Origin of the sequence: Paenibacillus sp. FSL K6-1330 (genome assembly GCF_037976825.1) — a bacterium.
Taxonomy (GTDB): Bacteria; Bacillota; Bacilli; order Paenibacillales; family Paenibacillaceae; genus Paenibacillus_AQ.
Window position 1 is genome coordinate 1,400,527 of sequence record NZ_CP150269.1, and the last position, 19,241, is coordinate 1,419,767.

Annotated in this window: 18 protein-coding genes and 1 pseudogene; 13 read left to right on the top strand and 6 right to left on the bottom strand. The window is 45.7% G+C overall.

The features are described from left to right. The first annotated feature begins 9 nt into the window (after positions 1-9). The 10 genes and pseudogenes from NYE54_RS06095 (at position 10) to NYE54_RS06140 (ending at position 9,118) form a co-directional block, all read left to right on the top strand. Complete coding sequence (locus NYE54_RS06095; protein WP_339270810.1) at positions 10-1,551, top strand: xanthine permease; 1,542 nt, start codon at positions 10-12, stop codon at positions 1,549-1,551. 71 nt (positions 1,552-1,622) lie between these two features. Then, positions 1,623-2,990 carry an ankyrin repeat domain-containing protein gene (locus NYE54_RS06100; protein ID WP_339270812.1) on the top strand — a complete coding sequence of 456 codons (1,368 nt, stop codon included), beginning with the start codon at positions 1,623-1,625 and terminating at the stop codon, positions 2,988-2,990. A gap of 166 nt (positions 2,991-3,156) precedes the next feature. Continuing rightward, a complete protein-coding gene (arcC, locus tag NYE54_RS06105; RefSeq protein WP_339270814.1) occupies positions 3,157-4,107 on the top strand; it encodes a carbamate kinase in 951 nt (316 codons plus the stop codon). Positions 4,108-4,350: 243 nt separating this feature from the next. Beyond that, a complete protein-coding gene (locus NYE54_RS06110; protein ID WP_339273399.1) occupies positions 4,351-4,581 on the top strand; it encodes a hypothetical protein in 231 nt (76 codons plus the stop codon). A 114-nt stretch (positions 4,582-4,695) separates the two neighbouring features. Next, the gene (locus tag NYE54_RS06115) at positions 4,696-5,463 is read left to right on the top strand and encodes a YpjP family protein (protein ID WP_339270816.1); all 768 of its coding nucleotides are present in this window, start codon (positions 4,696-4,698) and stop codon (positions 5,461-5,463) included. A gap of 2 nt (positions 5,464-5,465) precedes the next feature. Continuing rightward, positions 5,466-6,011: a hypothetical protein gene (locus NYE54_RS06120; protein WP_339270818.1), complete on the top strand. Its 546-nt coding sequence runs from the start codon at positions 5,466-5,468 to the stop codon at positions 6,009-6,011. Positions 6,012-6,545: 534 nt separating this feature from the next. Beyond that, positions 6,546-6,779: pseudogene (locus NYE54_RS06125) on the top strand (3-oxoacyl-ACP synthase); the annotation flags it as partial. Positions 6,780-6,901: 122 nt separating this feature from the next. Continuing rightward, positions 6,902-7,468 carry a 3-oxoacyl-[acyl-carrier-protein] synthase III C-terminal domain-containing protein gene (locus tag NYE54_RS06130; protein ID WP_339270820.1) on the top strand — a complete coding sequence of 189 codons (567 nt, stop codon included), beginning with the start codon at positions 6,902-6,904 and terminating at the stop codon, positions 7,466-7,468. A gap of 154 nt (positions 7,469-7,622) precedes the next feature. Then, on the top strand, positions 7,623-8,480 hold the full coding sequence (locus NYE54_RS06135; RefSeq protein WP_339270821.1) for a hypothetical protein: 858 nt from the start codon (positions 7,623-7,625) through the stop codon (positions 8,478-8,480). Positions 8,481-8,560: 80 nt separating this feature from the next. Next, positions 8,561-9,118: a delta-aminolevulinic acid dehydratase gene (locus NYE54_RS06140; RefSeq protein WP_339270823.1), complete on the top strand. Its 558-nt coding sequence runs from the start codon at positions 8,561-8,563 to the stop codon at positions 9,116-9,118. A 94-nt stretch (positions 9,119-9,212) separates the two neighbouring features. On the opposite strand, the gene NYE54_RS06145 is transcribed toward NYE54_RS06140, so the two are convergent. From NYE54_RS06145 to NYE54_RS06165, 5 genes are all read right to left on the bottom strand, one after another. Beyond that, positions 9,213-10,001 carry a response regulator gene (locus NYE54_RS06145; RefSeq protein ID WP_339270824.1) on the bottom strand — a complete coding sequence of 263 codons (789 nt, stop codon included), beginning with the start codon at positions 9,999-10,001 and terminating at the stop codon, positions 9,213-9,215. Beyond that, positions 9,994-11,694: a sensor histidine kinase gene (locus NYE54_RS06150; RefSeq protein WP_339273401.1), complete on the bottom strand. Its 1,701-nt coding sequence runs from the start codon at positions 11,692-11,694 to the stop codon at positions 9,994-9,996. Before NYE54_RS06150 ends, NYE54_RS06145 begins: the two co-directional genes overlap by 8 nt. Positions 11,695-11,834: 140 nt before the next feature. Continuing rightward, positions 11,835-13,490 carry an iron ABC transporter permease gene (locus NYE54_RS06155; RefSeq protein WP_076322735.1) on the bottom strand — a complete coding sequence of 552 codons (1,656 nt, stop codon included), beginning with the start codon at positions 13,488-13,490 and terminating at the stop codon, positions 11,835-11,837. Then, positions 13,487-14,596, bottom strand: coding sequence for an ABC transporter ATP-binding protein (locus tag NYE54_RS06160; protein ID WP_339270827.1), 1,110 nt, complete (start codon positions 14,594-14,596; stop codon positions 13,487-13,489). Before NYE54_RS06160 ends, NYE54_RS06155 begins: the two co-directional genes overlap by 4 nt. A 22-nt stretch (positions 14,597-14,618) precedes the next feature. Further along, positions 14,619-15,641 (bottom strand): ABC transporter substrate-binding protein, encoded by a 1,023-nt coding sequence (locus tag NYE54_RS06165; RefSeq protein WP_076322737.1) that lies wholly within the window; start codon positions 15,639-15,641, stop codon positions 14,619-14,621. 248 nt (positions 15,642-15,889) lie between these two features. Between NYE54_RS06165 and NYE54_RS06170 the strand changes: the two genes are divergently transcribed. From NYE54_RS06170 to NYE54_RS06180, 3 genes are all read left to right on the top strand, one after another. Next, positions 15,890-16,117: a hypothetical protein gene (locus NYE54_RS06170; protein ID WP_339270829.1), complete on the top strand. Its 228-nt coding sequence runs from the start codon at positions 15,890-15,892 to the stop codon at positions 16,115-16,117. Positions 16,118-16,377: 260 nt separating this feature from the next. Next, positions 16,378-16,752: a BlaI/MecI/CopY family transcriptional regulator gene (locus tag NYE54_RS06175; protein ID WP_098742171.1), complete on the top strand. Its 375-nt coding sequence runs from the start codon at positions 16,378-16,380 to the stop codon at positions 16,750-16,752. A 7-nt stretch (positions 16,753-16,759) separates the two neighbouring features. Next, positions 16,760-18,418 (top strand): M56 family metallopeptidase, encoded by a 1,659-nt coding sequence (locus NYE54_RS06180; RefSeq protein ID WP_339270831.1) that lies wholly within the window; start codon positions 16,760-16,762, stop codon positions 18,416-18,418. 54 nt (positions 18,419-18,472) lie between these two features. On the opposite strand, the gene NYE54_RS06185 is transcribed toward NYE54_RS06180, so the two are convergent. Then, positions 18,473-19,006 (bottom strand): hypothetical protein, encoded by a 534-nt coding sequence (locus tag NYE54_RS06185; RefSeq protein WP_076322740.1) that lies wholly within the window; start codon positions 19,004-19,006, stop codon positions 18,473-18,475. Between the last annotated feature and the right edge of the window lie 235 nt (positions 19,007-19,241).

The following is a 19,241-nucleotide window of genomic DNA, read 5'->3' on the forward strand; positions in this document are numbered from 1 at the left end:
GGCATTTATATGGATCAGGTACTCATGAAAATGTTATGGAAAAAAGGAGATTGGGCTGCGTTCTTCGGCTTGCTTGCCAATAATCTAACCAATCTGCTGACCATGATTTCACTTTTGATTTTTGTTGTAGGTTTTCCGGAAGATATGGTCTACGGAAGAGTAGTCCCTGCCTTCGGATTCGCTATCTTTATCGCAAGCATGGCTTACGGTTGGTTTGGATATAAGCTGGCAAAGAAAACGGGCCGCAGCGACATTACCGCGCTGCCGTCAGGTCCGAGTGCCCCGTCGATATTTACCGTTACTTTTCTGGTGCTGATTCCGGTATTCAGACAGACCAATGATGCAACCTTTGCGCTCCAGATCGGTCTGGTATGGTGCTTCTTCGAAGCCATGATCCTGGTTGTGGGTTCCTTCTTGGGCGATTTGCTCAGAAAAGTAATTCCAAGAACCGTTCTCTTGTCCTGTTTGTCCGGCCTTGGATTGCTGCTGCTTGCCATGAACCCGATGCTGCAATCATTCGAAACACCGATCGTCGCTTTTATCGTATTGGTTATCATCTTTATCAACTGGTTTGGTAAATCTCCAATATTCAAAAAGATCCCGACCGGTTTTCTGCTGCTAATTGCCGGTACCGTCCTGGCTTGGGTATTCGGATTGCAAAATCCGGAAGCGATTACGACGGCGTTGTCTACGCTGGGCTTTAATCCGCCTGAAGTTCACATTACAAGTCTGTTCCAAGGAATACCTCATGCGCTGCCGTACCTGGCATCGGCTATTCCTTTGGGTCTCGCCAATTATATTTTTGACTTGGAAAATATCGAGAGCGCCCATGCGGCGGGAGATCCTTATAATACCCGAAACGTCATGCTGACGAACGGTGTGGCTTCCAGTATCGGCGCATTCACAGGGAATCCGTTCCCGGTTACCGTGTACATCGGTCACGCCGGTTGGAAATCCATCGGCGCCGGTCTGGGGTATACGATTGCATCCGGCTTTGCCATGCTGATTATCTCGCTCTTTGGAATCGGGGCGCTGCTCCTGTCCATCATTCCGGTTGTCGCGATTGTTCCGATCCTGGTCTATGTCGGCGTGGTCACGGCCAATCAGGTTGTCCGGGAAACGCCTAAGAATGAAGTACCCGTTATCTTCATAACCTTATTCCCTTGGATCGCCAACTGGGCTCTAACACTTGCCAATAACATCTTTAATGCCGCCGAGACGACGGCTTCCAAGGTTGGCATCGATTTGTTGTTAAGCAAAGGCGTTTATTATAACGGACTGAATCATCTGGGGAACGGCGCGCCGCTCAGCAGTTTGATCTGGGGTTCCATTGCCATCTTCGCCATCCTGAATAAGCCGCTGCGGGCTGCCGTGTTCGCGGTCATCGCAGCCGTCCTATCCCTATTCGGCATTATCCATGCGCCTACGGTGGGATTTGCCCAAGATGCGCTGATGCCGTTCGTATACGCATACCTGATGGTTGCCGCACTGTTTGTTTATAAGCATTTTTCCGATCTTCGCGATCCGGCAAATCAATTGCAGTCAGAGTAATGGAATGCGCTGGTCTGAATATGTAGATCTGAATGACAAGGATTGAAAACATAAAACGAGGAGGTCACTCGATGAATGCTGAAGCGATGAATGACGAACTCATTCTGGCGTGCGACCGAGGAGACTTGGCTGTGGTAGAGCAGTTATTGGAGCGTGGTGCCGATGTTCATCACAAGGACAGCCAGGGCCGGACGGCGCTAATGGCTGCAACACAGAAAAACCATGTCTCCCTTGCCAAAAGGCTAATCGAAGCGGGCAGTGACGTGAATGCAAGAGACATCACCATGTTAACCCCATACCTGTGTGCAGGAGCTAACGGTTTTCATGAAATCCTGCGTCTGACTATTCAAGGAGGAGCGGATATCACGAGCGTGAACCGGTTTGGGGGAACAACGCTGCTGCCGTCAAGCGAAAAAGGATATTTAAGAACCGTTCAGATTTGCCTGGAAGCAGGCGTTGCCGTGAATCATGTGAATAATCTGGGATGGTCCGCGTTGCTGGAGGCTGTCATTCTTGGAAACGGGGGCCGGCTGTACTCCGATATCATTCAGCTTCTGGTTGAAGCAGGGGCCGACGTGCAGCTGAAGGATCGTGACGGAAAGTCCTCCCTCCAGCATGCCGTAGAGATGAAGCAGCATAAGGTAATCAAGATTCTCAATAAACAAAGCGTAAGTATCCCGGACAGCATTCTACGAGCGAAAGAGCTGGGTAAGGCAGAGAAGTTCGAGGAAGCCATCTCAATCATAGACAACGTGCTGGGGGAAGAGGGGAATCCTGCCGACCTCTACTACTACAAAGGTTATTTTTTCGGAGAACTAGGACGTTATGACGAGGCACTGGCTGCTTATAATCAAGGGCTGTCGATTGATCCCGGCGATCTCGACTTCTATTTCTATACCGCCAATGCTTATCGGATGATGAAACGTCCGGAAGAAGCCATTGCCGAATATGACAAAGCGATTGAGCGGAAGCCGGAGGAAACGTTCTACCGCTATCATAAATCCAATTATTTAAGAGAATTGGGCAGGCACGAGGAAGCCGTCATCGTGATGGATCAGCTGTTAGCCGACCAGCCTTGGCGTTATGATTTTTCCTTTCACAAGGCGAACAGCCTGAGATCGCTCGGTAAGCACCAAGAGGCTGCCGATGCGATAGACAATGCAATCACGCATGATCGGACCAATGGGCTATATCATTATCATAAGGGCCAATCCTTGAATTTGCTTGGTAACTATGCGGCGGCGATCGAAGCGATGGATCAGGCCATCCAATGCGGCCCGGATCATGCGGATTATTACTGCGAGAAAGCCAGCAGCCTGTTAGCGCTTAATCAGCCGGAGGAGGCCATGGTGCTCATTGAACAAGCACAGGCTATTCATCCGGATCATGGCAGAGCCAAGAGCTTGAAAGAAACAATAACGGCTGCTGCAAAACCATAATTCCATTTGAATGTAAACACATCTTTACAGAAACATCTACGGTCTCTGGCGTGCCAATAAAGATGGGATTCTTCATGCAGGACTCGTTATTATCGGCGCGCCGTATGGCTCGTTTATAGAGGATCACTCAGCTAGAGTCATCGGCTGATCGACCAGGAGGTTAGTCATGGATAAATTTGTAGTTGTAGCCATTGGCGGTAATTCGTTAGTCAAGGATAATGGCCGCGAGTCGATTAAGGATCAATACGAGGCGGTATGTGAAATTGCTGCCAACATTGCAGACATGGTGCAAGCAGGGGTCAACGTGGTCGTTACCCACGGTAACGGGCCGCAGGTTGGATTTGAGCTGAGAAGGAGCGAGGTTGCTTCAGAGGTCATCGGCATGAATGCTGTTCCGCTCGTGAATTGCGTGGCGGACACGCAGGGCGGCATCGGTTATCAAATTCAACAGGCGTTAACGAATGAGTTTATCCACCGCAACATCACGAAAAAAGTAGCGACCATCATCACACAGGTTGAGGTCAGCGAAGCCGACCCTAATTTCCGAGATCCTTCCAAACCGGTGGGCTCCTTCTTCTCCCTGGAGCAAGCCGAGGAATTGAAGCGCGAGCATCCCGAGTGGGTGATGGTTGAGGATTCGGGCCGCGGATATCGCAGGGTTGTTCCTTCACCTGCGCCGATTGATATTGTCGAGAAGGATGCCATCCGATCGCTGATCGAGTCCGGCTGTATCGTGATTGCCGTCGGCGGAGGAGGTATTCCCGTCATCAAGACGAAGGACCATACCTACGAAGGCATCGATGCGGTGATCGATAAGGACTTCGCCACAAGTTTATTGGCAGAGCAGGTAGATGCGGAAACGCTGATTATTACAACGGGCGTGCCTCAAGTATTCGTGAATTTCGGTACGCCGGATCAGAAGGCACTAGAAGAGGTCACCGTTGAAGAGATTAAACAGTATGTGAAAGAGGGGCATTTCCCGAAAGGCAGCATGCTTCCTAAAATTGAGGCCAGTCTTAATTTTCTAAAGAAACCGGGACGCAGAGTCATCATTACGAACCCGGAAAGCTTAAGCGATGCCATCAAGAAACAGGCTGGAACGCATATTGTGAGCTAACGGCTTAAGCTGTTGGCAAAAGAACCGCCAGAACCGCTATATTTACTTTTTTGAACATGGCCCGAGAGAGGGATACTTTGAAAAAAGTGCCTCTCTCGGGTTCTTTGCGATGATACTCGCATAATCGGGCTCCTCGGGTTTTCCGTGGCGTATAGGTGCTGTTCTCCCGATCCACGGAAGTTTCTTGAGCTTGATGATTGAACAGATGGGGCCAACAAAGCGGACGCTGACCTCATAGTCTCCATCCATTGTAATGCCGGTGGTGGAGCTGGTGGATTGGAGTCATTCCGATATACTAATGTTTCCGCTGTGTCTCGTTCTCTTCAGAATGTGCTGCATACCAAAATCATGGCAGCCCTAAAGCCTTATCATGTGATTGATCGGGGACAGAAAGCGGCGAACCTGCATATGGTCTATGACCTTTATGTAAAGATGGAAAATGTAAATTTTATAATATACCAAAATTACTATTAAAAATTCATAAAAACACATATTGTTAAAATAAAATAGAACTTTCATCATTTGTTAAATATTAGTAAATAATTTAGATTTTTAGGAGGTGTTATACAAAATAGATATTATAAGGAGATGGTTTTTTTGAGTTTTTGGCGTAGTATCAAGAAAATAGCTTCAGTTTTAGTTTTGGTAATGTTGTTAAATACAGTATTTGCTGCAATTACTGTATCGGCGCTCCCAGCACATAGCGAACTTCAGCAAATCCAAGATGAACTAAATCTAACTGAAAGCGAGATTCAAGAACTTCTATTATTTATCCAAGAACACTCTAGCAGCATAGAGGAAGCAATCGAGGTAGACGAAAATTTAAAGGCGAATATTGAACAATATAACGAGTATAGCAAAGAGTTTGCTATGATACTTGCATTTGCAGATATAGCAAATAGCCAGACATCTACAGTCAGTCACTTGTCGGACTCCAGTATTCCGAGTGAAATTTCGCCAGCTATTTGGCCTATTGTTTGGGCTGTTGTATCTGCTATAATTAAAGCCGCAGTAAAGAAGAAGATGGGGAAAAAAATTGTTCAACAAATAGGTAGACAATTCGATGATAAAGTATGGCCACAGATAGAACCAGGAATTAAAAGAGAATATGAAATTCATGGTTATACTAGGAGTGTTGGTCCAGAGGATGCTGCGCAAGCCAATGGAATTAAGCAAGGTGAACACATAATCTCCTTATATGGTCAAAATGGTTCGGAATATTTGAGGCTACATGTTTATACTTCCGATTCAAGAAATCATACTCGGTGGCATTATCATACAAAAGATAATTGGCCTGACCATAAGGGTAATGTTGATTTATACCATAATTCACTTCCAAAATGGGGTTCAGAATAAAGTTGGATAAACGACGATTTTTGTTAACGTTTGGTCGTAATTTAGACCATAGTAATATTGACTACTTGGTAAAGAGCCGATTATCAAAGTATAAGGGCGGGATCCAAGAGGATTATTTTAACCCCATTCTTCAAAAGGGGGCAGAAGTGATTCTCAACTACCAGATTATTGATACGAATTTTGATCGAAAATCTTCTAAGTATTATTTGGATGATTATCATATTACGGAAGCACAGAAGAACGGTTTTTTGCTTTCATTGAAAAAGCTAAAAGGGACTCACGTCTGGTGCGACCCGCGAATTCAAGGCCATGCCTTTTGTGTAGTTGATGGAATCGAGTACAGTTTCTATGTCTACCGCTCACTTGAAAGACAAGAATACCGCTTTCCCCAATATTACAATGATGACAGTAATGCAGATCCTATTGTGCATAGTCAGTTGCATAAAATGCCTGAGGAAGAACAATATTTACAGTTTCCATCCGATTTGAGTACAGAGGTCAAAGATGAAATAACGATTAAATGGATACAGGAATTGATTAAAATGTAGTAAGTAATTTGAAAAGTAAGACCCTGCACATTATATAGTGCAGGGTCTTTTATTTTTGCGATTATGGGAATTATAATTTTCATATGAATTAAAGTCACTGTTTGTTTCCAAAGAAACTCAAGAAATAATCCGAGTAAAGAAAGAATTATATAAATGACAGAGGTGTGCTCTGCACGGACAAAGATTCATCGAACAAGCGGGCATGGAAATCTATCTATGGATATCGACGATCATTCAAGGTGCTGATATATTCTCTTAACATTTGGTCATATCTTGTACTTATATCCATATAATATACCATTATTAACCAAATTTGATATTTGCGAGGTGTGTTATATGAATTCCGTTTATATCACAAGTGTAGGAAAGTTTCTCCCCGGTTCTCCGGTTAGTAACGATGAGATGGAAGAATATCTTGGCAAGATTGGAGGGAAATCTTCCAAAACCAAAAGACTCATTCTGGAGAAGAATCAAATTCGGTCCCGATATTATGCCATGGATAAAGAGCAAAAGAGCTTATACACAAACGCAGAGATGGCTTCTTTAGCCATTCGGGATGCCCTGGAGCGAAACGGCAACGTAACCGAACAAGATATCAATTTCCTAGCGACAGGTACGACAAGAGCGGATCTGCTCCTGCCAGGGTTTGCGAGTATGGTGCATGCAGAGACTGGTTTACCCCCTATGGAAATTGCATCTCATTCCGGTTTATGCGCCAGCGGAATGCATGCACTCAAGAATGCGTATGTACATATAAAAGCTGGCGAGCACCGAGCAGCCATCGCCTGTTCCAGCGAGTTTTTGAGTCGCGAATCAAACATACGAAATTTGAAGCACAGGGGATTTATAGCAATAATCGGGTGCCTTTTGACACGGATTTCTTACGTTTTATGCTTTCGGATGGCGCAGGAGCTGCCGTACTGCAAAATGAGCCTTCCTCCAAGGGGCCATCGCTGCGTATTGAATGGATCGATAACCAGTCCTATGCGAACCAGTATGAGGTCTGTATGTATTCAGGCATGAGTAAAGAGAATGGAATTCCTTCCTGGCTGGACTATCCCTCCATTCATGAAGCAGCCGATCAAGGAGCTCTGAATATGAAGCAGGATGTAAGGCTTGTCAATGAAATAACAAAGGTAGGCACCAATCGATTATTGGAGCTCGTGGAGGAAGGGAGAATTGATCCTGAGAGATTGGACTGGATGGTGTGCCACTATTCATCGCATTTTTTCAGAGATGAAATCTTCCGATTATTGGAGCATGGCGGCGTGAGGATTCCGGAAGAGAAATGGTTTACGAATTTATATACGAAAGGGAACACGGGCGCAGCATCGATCTATATTATGCTGGAGGAGCTGCTGAATGAAGGTCATCTCACTGAGGGAGAGCAGGTATTGTGTATCGTTCCCGAAAGTGGTAGATTCCAAATCTCGATTATGCTGCTGAGCGTAGTGTAAACATAAAAGACGCCATCGTCAGATGGCGTCTTTTATGTTCCTCATACAGACAGCGATCATCATGCACAGATTCTCCTTTTTAATAATAAAAAGAGGAAAAAACACCATGAATTCGAATATACTCTAGAAACTATACGAAGAGAGGGATACTCTAATGAATATGCAGACACTAGCAGAGAAGATGAGTGCCGGTGTGTTTAACGATATGCTAAAACGTGACTTTTCACAGGACATGATTTCTGAACTAGAACAGATGAACGTTGCCCAATTGGAAAACAAATTGAAAGACACATTAACAGTGCCGATAGGCATATCCAAGGAGAGGGTATTCGAATATCTTCAATTGTATTATTCAGCATCTTGGCAGAATCTCTTCATGGAGCTGAATATGCCCCGTGCTTTAAGTCTTCTAGAAGTTGGTGCAGGTGATATTGTTTACATTCCAAAGGCTTTAGACGCTTATTCCAAAAACATGGGCACATATGTGACTGCCAATCTCAACAGGGAGTTGACACAAAATTTTCAGGAGAAAACGAAAGGAATGGACATAAACATACAGGTTGTTGAGGACGATGCCGCAAATATAGGTTTATATTATCCAGCGTCTTCTTTTGATGTTGTCGCTTTTCATCACGCTATTAATGATATCATTCAGACCATTATCGCCAATCGTGAGGGCATTGATACAGTAAACAATGATTGGTGGACAATCGAACCTCAAATGTTACAAGCTGTTATGGATTATGACCGAAAAGGCATGTTGAAAGATGCAGCGTATCATGAGTTTATCCAAATCATTGACACAAGCCATAAGCAGTTAAAAAGAGGAGGATATATGATATTCGATAATATTACTTATTCTGGATATGATGAAATGGGTTATTCCTCTGAATTTCACAGCAACTATATCCAACTGGCTAGAAGCTGGATTAGCGAAGCAAATCTAGGTTTGGAAGAGATTGAAGTCGAATCGTATGATAAACAATGGTGGATGATATTGAGAAAAGTGTAATTATAGTTTAAATTCTTGTAACAACATAGTTTCAACAAATAATCCAAATTCAAGTATAACTGTCAGGAGTTGATATGGTAGTGAGCAAGCCTGTTATGCAGGTCGCTCTGGTCGTTGGACCGGATTGCGATATGGAGAGCCAAGCCGTAAGGGCGGCTCTGGAATATTTCGGAGTGCGCGTTTTTACATATTGGGTCGGGAGGCCGAATGATCTGATCTCTGTCTTGTCAGGTGATGATGTGTATGAAGGCACCGATATGATCCTGTTGAACTTTCACGGGGATGAAGGCAGCTTGATCATGCCGGAGCTCGGCGAAGAGGTATACGAGGAGCATGAGCCGAGGGGTGACTTCGGACCAGGCGAGATTCAGCGTTATGCGAAGCTGGACGGAAAGACAGTAATTGCGAACGGCTGCTCGCTGGGAGATCCAGCACTGGCCGAAGCCTTCCTGGAGCGGGGCTGCAGGATGTATATCGGGCCGGATGATTACCCGGACGGCAACGATGCGCTGATGTTCGTTCTTCGGCTGTTCTATGAAATCGTTCAGCAGGGCCGGGACGTGAAGGAAGCCTTTGTTCGAGCGGTAGAGATGAGTGATGAGCTATCCATGTACCGGCTGTATGAACGACAGGAATAATAGATAAAGATTCTACACCCCTGCTCATTCCTAGCAGGGGTGTGTGTGCCAATATAAGTCCGATTGAGTACCTCTAGTATCTAGATTACCCGTGCTATCCATTCTTCTCCTCGAAATACTCCTGATACTGACTCGGCGTGACGTGGGCGTACTTTTTGAAGATACTTATAAAATACTTGTAGTCACTAAATCCGATATCCTGCGCGATGGTATAGACTTTGTTATCGGCTGACTTCAGTAAATCGATCGATTTCTGAATCCGATAGCGATTAAGAAACTCGTTGAAGGTATAGCTGGTCTCTGCCTTGAATTTCTGGTTCAGGTAATAGGCGCTTAAGCCGATCTCTTCCACGAGGTCATGAATACTGATCTTCTTGGCATAGTTCTCCTGTACATAGGCGATCATTTTGGCCACGTATTTCGAGGTTTTGGTTTCTTTCTCCAGAAATTTGCTGTTTAGAATCTCTTCCTTTTCCTGCGGATGATTGGAGATCACTTCATATTTGCGGACTAAATCCACTTTGGCTTTGGCCGATTCGAGTGCCGCGACCAGCTGCTCATCCTCTAAGGGCTTCACCAGGAACTCGGTCACGCCTAACTGGAGTGCCTGCTTCGCAAGGTGGAATTCATTATATCCGGAAATAATAATGCTGCTGAACGTATGCTGCTGCAATCCTTCCCGAATCATCGAAATGCCATCCATGATGGGCATGGTGATGTCGGTTATGACGATATCCGGCTTTAGCTCGCAGATCTTCTCATAGCCATCCTGTCCATTCAGCCCTTCTTCAATGACGATGCAATCGTATTGAAGCCAATCGATGCTGAACCGTATCCCCCTACGAATCATATCCTCATCTTCGACCAGCAGAACTTTAAACATGATATCCACTCCATTCGTAAGGAATCGTAAGTGCCACGCAGGTGCCTTTTCCTTGTGCGCTGTCAATGTGAATGCCGGATCCTTCGCCATATAGAAGCACTAAACGTCGGTGAACGTTGTACAGCCCGATATGCTGCGTCGTGTTTGTCTGGCTTTGCAGGAGCTGATTCACTTCCTGAAGCGTCTCTTCACTCATGCCTTGCCCGTTGTCGCGGACTTCCAGAATCAGCTTGTCTGTGGAAGTGTAGATATGGATCTCGATAAGCACATGGCTCTGATCCTGATACCCATATTTGATAGCGTTTTCGATAATCGGTTGCAGCAGAAGCTTGGGGACATATACATCCAGTGTTTCCTCCTCTACGGTAATCCGATATTCCAGCCGATCATTGAACCGAATTTGCTGCAGCTTCAGGTAATCCCGTACATAATTCATGTCATTCTTCAGTTGGACATTGCGATCAGGTCCAATGCTGTATCGAAGCAGCCTGGATAGGATCAGCACGATGTCCTGCGCTTGATTCGCATCAATCTTAATCGCATAGCGCAGTGTCTCCAGTACATTGAATATAAAATGCGGGTGGAACTGTGATTGCAGCTGCTTCACCTCAATAATCGTGCTGAGCTCGGACAGCTCTTTATTTTTCTCGATCAACTCTTTCAACCGATCCAGCATCACATTGTACTCATCGCCCAGAATTTGAAACTCGTCATTCGTCTGAATGTCGACATAGCCATTGAAGTTTCCTTCGCGCAGCTGTGCCAAGGCATGAATTAATTTATCGATCGATTCGGAATTGCGGGTCGACATTTTGTTCGCCAGGAACTGGATCAACACCCACAGCAGTAGGCTGGCAGCAAGAACAAAGAAAGAGACCGTATAGTAGGTGTACTGCTCCGACTTATAGGAGTTCAGCGTAATGACTTGAATCGGCGTATCAGGGATCCGCTTGGCATACATGTAGTACTTACCTTCATTTAGCAGAACATGTCCCTTGTTATCGAGCTTGGGGCTGAATTTGTTGAGAACGCCTTTGGTCACATTGCTGGTCGTGGCAATAATGGTGTTATGTTCATCGGTGATCATGGCGATCTCATTATTTTGTTCGAAAATCATCTTCTGAATGTCGGATTCGTATAGCTGGTAGATGATATAACCTATCGTCCGCTTGTCCTTAACGATGGCTTTGCCAAACGTATAACTTGTATCGCGATCATGCGAATAACGAAAGCTGTTCATTTCGGTTAGCGTGTTGCCGGGCCGCTGATCGATCCGATGAATGAGATTGCCGAAGGCAAAATTGGAATACAGCGCATCCGCTGGAGCGGAGCTTGCCAGGAAGACCCCATCCGTATTGACGACATGAAAAATGCTCTTGACCTTCTGCTGGTTGTTGAAATCATAAAAGGCAGAATACACTTGTTCGCTGCCCAGATGCGAGCTTACATAATTGATCACGGTAGGAGAGACGGCCATCCGATTAATCTCCTCGTAGTACTGATGATACACACCGGATATGGATTGATTGATGGACTGGGCGGCTTCGGTCGTTTTTTGGGTTAGGTTCATTCTGCCATTAATAATCGTGAATGCCAAAAACAATACGATTAAGATGGAGAACGGGATCATCGTATAGATGCGAAATAAATGACGGGTTGATTCCTTGAAGTTGCGATAATGTGTAGGTTTCATGCTGCCCTCCATCTGCGATAAGGCCCTCGACTCTATTATACTGACTGGCGGTATCCGCAGATCATCCAAATACATCCAAGCCGCCCCCTCATGCTGCAGGTGCCGACTTGGATGTAGTCTACGTTATGAATTCATCACATTTACATGGAAACTTCTTTTTGTCCGGAGAGCTTCAGGAAGACAAGCAGCGACACTACCGTAATGACGGTAAGAATCGTAGATAGAGCCGCCGCCACGCCGTAGTTACCGCGGATGACCTCGGTGTATATGGCAACCGTTACGGTCTTGGTCTTGCCTGTATAAAGAATGATCGAAGTGCTTAATTCGGTAATGATGGTAATCCAGCTCAGGATCGCGCCGGAGACTACGCCTGCCACCATCATCGGAAGCGTAATCTTGAAGAACGTCTTCATCTGGGAAGCCCCCAGACTGATGGCTGCTTCCTCGATCCCATCGTTAATCTGATGCAGAATGGCCGCGCTGGATCGAATCGTATAGGGCAGGCGCCTGATAACAAACGAGATGATCATGATGACGGCTGTTCCGCTCAAGGCTAGCGGCTTATTATTGAAAGTGATTAATAGAGCGATCCCCAGAATGGAGCCGGGAACGATATACGGGAACATCGTGAAGATATCCAGCGTGTTGGTTAATGCATTCTTTCTTCGAACGGTTACGTAAGCAATCAGTATCGCTAACAGGATAATGACGACCAGCGACACGATCGCCAGGAAGAACGTGTTCAGAATGACGCCGCCAATATTACTGAAGGCATCCCTATAGCTTTGGAGCGAGAACCCTTCGACGAAGATTCTGCCGTTGGATTTCAGGAACGAAGTATAGATGACATAGAGCTGCGGCAGCAGCGCGATTAACGTATACAGATAGATAACGGCATGCGCCGCGATATTGCCGATGCCCTTCTTCTTCTTGGCTTCAATCGGATGCAGTGCGCTCATCGTAAAGGATTTACGATTGGCTACGAATTTTTGCAGCAGGAATATCGTTGTGGCGAACAGAACGACAATGACGCTGATCGCCGCTGCAAAGCCGTCATCACCGCCGACCTCACTGATGAACTCGTTAAAGATCAGCACTGGAACGGTCTTGTATCCCTCACCGATCAACATCGGCGTACCAAAATCGGCCAGCGCACGCATGAAGACGAGCAGGCCGCCCGCCAGCAAGGTTGGCGTAATGAGCGGGAGGAGCACTTTGCGCATTTTGCCAAAGCCTGAATAACCCATGCTTTCGGCTGCTTCCATTAGCGATTGGTCCATATTTTTCAGTGCGCCTGATACATACATGAAGATAAGAGGGACCATCTGCAAGGTTAAGACGACTAAGATCCCCGTAAATCCGTATATATCCGGCATTGTAATGCCGAATGTGTTGCTAACGAATTTTGTAATGACACCGCTTCTGCCCAGCAGCAGGATCCAGGAGTAAGCTCCAATGAAAGGAGCCGACATCGAGGAGATCAGAATCATGACCCGAATGGCCGAACTGCCTTTAATCTTCACCGTTGCCATGATATATGCCAGCGGCGTTGCGATAATGGCGGCAAGCAAAGTTACGCTGACGGTGACTTTAACGCTGTTGAACAGAGCGTTTAAATAGTAGGGCTTACTGAAAAACTTCGTGAAATAGGCGAGGGAAAAATCGCCAGTCGTACCATTGTACACACTCTTGAACAGCATCGTAAATAAGGGCAGGGCCAGAAACAGAATGTAGAACACAAAGATCAGTAACGAAATGTTGGTCCAGACATCAAATCGTTTGCGCGTCTCTCTCATAGCCGAGCGCCCCTTGTATAGTTCAGTTCGCCTGCCGCATCATAGACATTAATCTTCTCTTTCTTGGCCTTGAGATAGATAACTTGACCAGGCTCGAGGATATATGACGTTTTCGATTCTTGTGTGATCTCCACGCGTTGACCGGACGCCAAGTCTACAAAATAATGGGTGTTCTGCCCAAGAAATACGCTGTGTACAATCGTCGCTTCCATGCCGGTTTGGTCCTCGGTCAGAATGAACTCTTCCGGCCGAACCGAGATTTGAACGTTTAGCGTATCTGCCTTGGCATCGGATTTCGGAACCTCGATGTTAGACAGCTCTTCCATATAGCCGGAGCCGAGGTGCAGGACATAGCTGTCTGCCAATTTTGTTAAAGTACCCTCGAGAATGTTGGTACGACCAATAAAGGTAGCAACGAATACGTTCGCAGGACGTTGATAAATCTCCTGTGGCGTCCCCAGATGCTGAATCACGCCGGATTTCATAACCGCAATCCGATCGGATACCGCCATGGCTTCCTCTTGATCGTGCGTGACGTAGACGGTGGTAATCCCGACTTCTCTCTGAATGTCTTTAATCGCGTTACGCATGTCGACCCGAAGCTTGGCATCCAGGTTGGATAGAGGCTCATCCATCAGCAGGACATCCGGGCGGATGACGATCGCTCTGGCTAGCGCAACGCGCTGCTGTTGGCCGCCGGATAGGTTCTTCGGCATGCGATCTTTATAGGGCTCGATCTGAACCACCTTTAAGATGTTATCCACCTTGGCGTTAATCTCCGCCTTGGATAATTTCCGATTCTCCAGTCCGAACGCGATGTTTCCTCTAACGTTTAAGTGAGGGAAGATCGCATAGCTCTGAAAGACCATCCCGATATTCCGCTTGCCCGGTTCCACCTGGTTAATGACACGCTCGTTAAAATGAATGGTTCCGCCTTCAATGCTGTTGAAGCCGGCGATCATACGCAGCAGTGTCGTCTTGCCGCACCCGGAAGGCCCGAGAAGGGTGAAGAATTCACCCTTTTTAATCTCCAGGGACAGCTCGGGAATGACGGTTGTGTCGTCGTATTTTTTGATTAAGTCTTTAATGGTTATAGTTACGCTCATGGTTGTCACCTGATTCTATAGTTTATTTAACGCTAGTAAACAAATCGACATAACGCTCAACGATCTCAGATTTATGCTCACTTACATAGTCCGTGTCTTCATCAATCATGTGGATCTCTTCATAGGGCTTCATGTGGTCGCCAAGCTTCGTATCTAGGCGAAGTGGACGGTTCGTTAATTGCGTACCGAACGCATCCTGCGCTTCTTGAGACAGAATGAAGTCGATGAATTTCTTGGCGTTGTCCATATGCGGTGCATCTTTGATAATAGCGGATCCCGCATCCAGGAATACGGCGCCTTCTTTTGGATATACGATTTCTACCGGAGCGCCGTTCTTTACATAAGTGCTGGAAGGGTCTTCATAGGTAAGGCCGACTACATATTCACCGTCCGCCACACTTTTGTGAACGGCACCGGAACCGCTTGCAATTTTGCCGTCCAGGTTCTCGATCAGTTGACCAACGTAGTTCCAGCCTTGTTCATTCTCATAATCGCCGCCCATCGCTTTCAGCATGTTGGTTAACTGAGCGAAAGCGGAGCTTGAGCTTGCCGGGTCAGCGGAAGCAATCTTCCCTTTGAGCTGCGGATTCAGCAAATCCGCATAGCCTTCGATTTTGATATCACCGATCAGGTTTTTGTTTACGAGCAGCACGCTGCCATCCGAGATATAAGGAGTAGCAAAGCCCGACGTATTACGGTGACCTTCAATCAGGTTCTTGTCTTCAGGTGATACGTAAGGCTCGTATAAAGCTTCATTTTCGCGGAAACCTGCCATAGAACCACCAAACATCACGTCAGCGTAAGGGTTCTGCTTCTCAGACTGTAAGCGCTTAATAATTTCGCCGGTACCAGCCGTTACAAGCTCAACTGTAATCCCGGTCTGCTTCTCGAACATCGGAATGATCGTCTTGATGATCTCCTCGCTATTCGGACTGTAGATGACGAGTTTATTGGACGATCCCGAATCGGACTCGCTGCTTGCACAACCGCTAAGCGCCCCCATAATCAACACGCAGGTTAACAGTAAAATCGATAGCTTTTTCATGTATAATCCCCCTTGAACAAAAGTTCATTTCGTAATTGCATGTTCATTGTAGCAGTCTTGGTACCGTTTACATAATCCCATAATCCGCAAACATCGTCTAAAATACGCAACCTATTTTGGAGGAGAAAGAGATCTGAAACGGCATACTTTTAAAGAATTCTTTCGGATCCGTTAGGGCAAGATATGGTTTGGAACAACATCTGGCAAGAAGGAGCTGTTCCTATCACAATTTCGAGGGAGTGAGATGGATGGCTAATAAAAACGATCGTAATCAAAAGGCTGATTCTGACCGCGACAACGCCAAAATGGATATTGACGCTGGAGAAGCCTTAGGGACTGCAGGTGGTGGTGTCGTAGGTGCTGCTGTAGGTTCCATATTGGGTCCAATCGGCACGATTGCAGGTGGTATCGCAGGCGCAGCATTGGGTAACAAAGCTGGCGATGCTGCAGATAATGACGACAACGATTCAAAATAAGCAGTGTTAGCACAACCATCTGTGCGAGTAAAAATAAAGGGAACCGGGGATTCCTGTGTCCTCGATTATTTGTAGCTGCATGTTTAAAAGAACCGCGCTCCCGCGCGGTTCTTTGATTTTTCGTATAAGTTCTATGCAGTAGTAAATTTAAACTCATCTTCGCTTGACATATCACTACATGATGTAGTAGTTTATAATCACTACACCGTGTAGTGATTAAGTTCGTTATGGACGCATAACGACGTAAAGAGGTGTTCACCGTGAATCAAGTTCAAAAATTATCGGATACTGAAATGGAGCTAATGGAGGTGATTTGGGAGTGTACACCGCCTGTCACATCCACCGAACTGCTAAGTCTGTTTGCCCAGAGAGGAAGAGAATGGAAAGCGCAAACCATTTCCACCTTCCTATCACGCTTAGTGGACAAAGGGGCGCTTACGGTTACGAGGCATGGACGGACAAATAAATATATGCCTCGCATTTCGCCTGAAGATTATAAGCTCATGGAAACACAGCACGTCTTGGACGGATTATATCAAGGCTCGGTTAAAAATCTAATTTCAGCTTTGTATGACGGCGAAAAGCTTTCAGATGAAGATATTGCAGAGCTGAAGCAATGGTTTTCGCAAAAGTAGGGGGCTTATGAATACTATTCTTGAATTGCTGTTGACCCTTACCGTTGCTGGAAGTGCCGTCGTAGCCTGCATTCTTGTACTGCGGATCATACCCATCAATGCCTTTCCTACAAAGTGGCGCTATGGGATTAGCAAAATGGCAGTAGGCTTTTATCTTTTACCCGTAGTCCTTGGTATGCAGTGGATTTCACCGTTTTTTGTATTCAATGGAACAGCAACCATCCCCTCCGTGAACGAGTTACCTTCTACTGTGCAACATGCGGTGTCCGGTCCATATTCAGGGATTCATTCGGAGCAGCTCGTCCCAGCACAGACCATTTCAGCAAACGTAGCCCTTCCCCTTATTATCTTATGGGCAATCGGCGCTATAGCTTTTGCTGCATGGCAGATGTATTGTTATCGCAGATTTTTAAAGAAACTAGAACATACGCGTACCACCGTTCCGATTAGCAGCGAAGCAGCTAAACAGCTTCCTTTCATCAAGGAAGCCCTTGGTCTGAAAAGCAACGTCCGGCTTGCCTACAGCTCCATCATTCGGAGTCCTGTTCTTGTCGGCCTATGGAAACCAACTATTTATCTCCCTATAGAGAATACAGTTAACATGGACATGGTGATCCGTCATGAGTTGATCCATCTGAAACGGAAAGATTTATGGGTCAAAGCGTTCACGCTCGGAGCCAGCGCCTTACATTGGTTTAACCCCTTGGTGCACATTCTGCGCAAGGACATTCACACATGGAGCGAGCTGTCTTGTGATGAAGAAGTCGTAAAAGAGATGTCTTATGCCGAGCGAAAACGCTATGGGGAGACGATCTTAAGCGTTATGGTAGGATCAAGGAATTTACCCGTGCAATTTTGTGCCTCCTTATCCGGTGACGGGAAACAATTGAAAAGGAGATTAATGATGATGCTTAATGTAAAGAAACAAAAAAAGAAAACACTGTATCTCTCGATAACAGCGGTGTTTTTGGTTGCTGTAATTAGCACATCAGCAGCGGCATGGGCTTCTAGCAATACGCCCAAAGTCATTGGAAATGAGGGAAGTCATTCTGAAGCTCAACCAAACGAAGTAGCCAATGAAGCGGCTCCTAAAGCGCCCCCTTCTAATGACGTAGTTGAAACTGAAGGAAACGGTGTTGGAACTCAGCCAGAAGAAGCTCGTCCTGTGCCTGCAGTTGAGAATGAAGGAAATAATGTTGAAACTCAGCCAGAAGAAGCTCGCCCTGCAGTTGTAGCAGAAAATAAAACAATCACTGATTACCAAGGCAATGAAACCGTGGATGCACCTAAAAACATAGGTGCAAATGAAAAAAGTGGTGCTGAATCTCAAGCAAATGTAGAACCAGCTCTCCCTGTAGACGATGGTTATAGGAAGTCCCACCCAAATGAAATCCCACCGGGAACTTCTATGACGGTCAGATCCATGACAGCTCAAGAAAGAGCTTCAATGGAGGAGCTTGAAGAGGAATTAAGAGCCACGTTGACGCCCGAGGAGCTTGCTGAGTATGATCATGAATATTCTCATCCAAATGAGATTCCCCCGGGCACTTCCATTACGGTCAGATCCATGACACCTGAAGAAAGAGCTTCAATGAAGGAAACTGAAGAGGAATTAAGAGCAACATTGACGCCAGAAGAACTCGCTGAATATGATTTTGATAAATAAGAAACCGCCATTTTGAAAAAAGCACTGCCTTTAGGGCAGTGCTTTTTTTGGGGGTTATTCAGAATGGGTCGACCATGAAAAAGCTGCACTTCTTGAATTAGCCTCGTTCGTGCTTGTTTTAATTTGGAACGTATGGTTACTATAGCTGCCTGTGTCAATGGTAACAATCGAATTTCCAGCTATATTTGGTTGCCACCAACTGACACTGCTATTGGTTTGACTTTTTATGCTTAAATTAACGGATGGCATCGTGCCTGGCAAATTCCCTACAGCTATCGAAACATATCTGTCCGGAGAGGGAATAAATGCATGGCCGACATTTGCTCCTTGGGTTCCATCCGTATTAATAGGGACACTCACATTTCCACTCCAGCTATCAGACAAGATACCAACGTCAAAGAGACCTACGTCCTGGTTTCCATTCGCTCTTTGCTCAAACAGGACGATCTCTTCCGGAGTCATAGGTCTGACCGTAATGGATGTTCCAGAAGGAAAGATTGCTTCTTCTCCTTCTGAGGTTGCAAAAGCGGATACCGAAAGTGACAACATCAGAACCATTGTAAGGACAAGTGAAAAAAGTTTTTTCATTAGAGAATGATCCTCCTTAAATTTAATATTTTTTTAATTACTAGATTAGCTATTCAAACAACCATATAAAAGAACTCACCTCCGCCTCCTCTATATGAGCTACCCCTCTTTTCTAAGGCAAGTATCTAGTAGGTTCAAAGCTTCTTGTTCGTTACCTTGCTTGAGATAAGTAAGGTAGCTTGAACGATGTATGTATCCAATAGAGCTAATCTACTACTAAAACGATTTATCCTAG